We start from the raw sequence: 1446 nt of genomic DNA, 5'->3' as shown, positions 1-1446 counted from the left end.
TGAAGTGACCCCCAAAAGTTGGACGGATTGTTTCAGTAGTTAGGCCTGGGTTCGGTACTCTACCGGACTCAGGCCCTTCAGCCTAAGGCTGATGCGCTCATTGTTGTAATAATGAATATACTCATCTAAAGTTTTTCTGAGTTCAGTAATGCTGTTGAACTCTGACAGATAAAAGCACTCCGATTTTAGTGTGCCAAAGAAGCTTTCAGCTACGGCATTATCCAAGCAGTTTCCTTTCCGTGACATGCTTTGAACCACTCCTTCTCTTTGCAGCCTTTGCTGATATTGCGCCATCTGATACTGCCAGCCTTGGTCAGAGTGAAGCATTGGAGTGTCATCCTTGCCAAGCTTCGCAATGGCTTTTTCCAGCATGGTATTAATGAGACTCATCACTGGACGATCGGACATACTGTACGAAACGACTTCGCGATTAAACAGATCTATAACTGGAGATAGATAAAGTTTTTCTCCCCGGACATTAAATTCTGTGACATCTGTTACCCACTTTTCGTTGGGCTTATTGGCACAGAATTTACGATTCAAGAGATTTGGAGCGGTTTTACCGACCTCTCCTACCCATGAGCGGTACTTTTTCACACGGACTAATGCCTGGAGCGATAGCTCTGACATCAAGCGTTGCACGGCCTTATGATTTACATTATACCCTTGCTTTCTGAGTGACAGCGTTATCCTGCGATAACCATAACGTCCCTTATGGTAGTGGTATATCTCACTAATTTTATCCTTAAGCTCCCCGTGCTTATCCGTTCTTCTGGACGCCTTGATGTTGTAATACCACGTACTGCGTGACATACCTGCGACTTGCAGTAAGTCGGCAAGCGGATACTCCAGCCTTAATTCATTAATTATTAGCGATTTTTTTCGCTTTTCTCCTGTTGAACTAAGGCCTTCAGCTTTTTTAGATAAGCATTCTCTGCCCGAAGATAGCGGAGCTCTTTATGCAACTCTTCTTGGGTGAGCTCTTCCGGTGGGCGCAGCTCCAGATCTACAATTTCTGTCTTTTTGGTTTTTTTATTCAATGGTTTACTGTTGCCTCGGCTTAGTTTCAACAAACCTTCAGCACCAGAAGCGCTATACACCCTGAACCAGCGCCTAACTACGCTTTTGTCTGAGATATTGAAACGAGCCGTGGCCTCACGCACGGTAAGCCCTTCAGCAAGCATGACCTCAACCACCGAAAGTTTGAACTGAGGAGGGTGATTATCGTTCTTCCAGGTGATGCCATCAACTCCGTGTTGCTGAAATGCATTAACCCATTGACTGACGGTATCCCTGTGAATGCCAAACACCTGCCCGGTCTTCTTATACCCATTACCAGACAGATAGAAGTTGACTACGGACAGGCGAAATTCAAGCGAATGCTTTGCTATACCCACTAAATGCACCTTACTCAGTTGGTGTCCAACTTTTGGGGTGCAGTTCACA

Annotated in this window: 1 protein-coding gene; it reads right to left on the bottom strand. The window is 45.4% G+C overall.

Annotated features, from left to right (window positions below; translation table 11 throughout):
* Window positions 1–39: 39 nt before the first annotated feature.
* Window positions 40–1391, bottom strand: a protein-coding gene (locus tag ACKWMY_RS28145; RefSeq protein ID WP_409487540.1) for an IS3 family transposase whose coding sequence is annotated in 2 segments (ribosomal slippage) — window positions 40–914 and window positions 914–1391 — 1353 coding nt in all. Because the reading frame shifts where the segments join, the coding sequence is not laid out codon by codon here.
* Window positions 1392–1446 lie beyond the last annotated feature (55 nt).

It is taken from the genome of Serratia sp. J2, from assembly GCF_046269175.1.
In the GTDB taxonomy this organism is placed as follows: domain Bacteria; phylum Pseudomonadota; class Gammaproteobacteria; order Enterobacterales; family Enterobacteriaceae; genus Chania; species Chania fonticola_C.
Note: the sequence above shows the minus strand (reverse complement) of the source record. Positions and strands in the feature narration are given on the sequence as shown.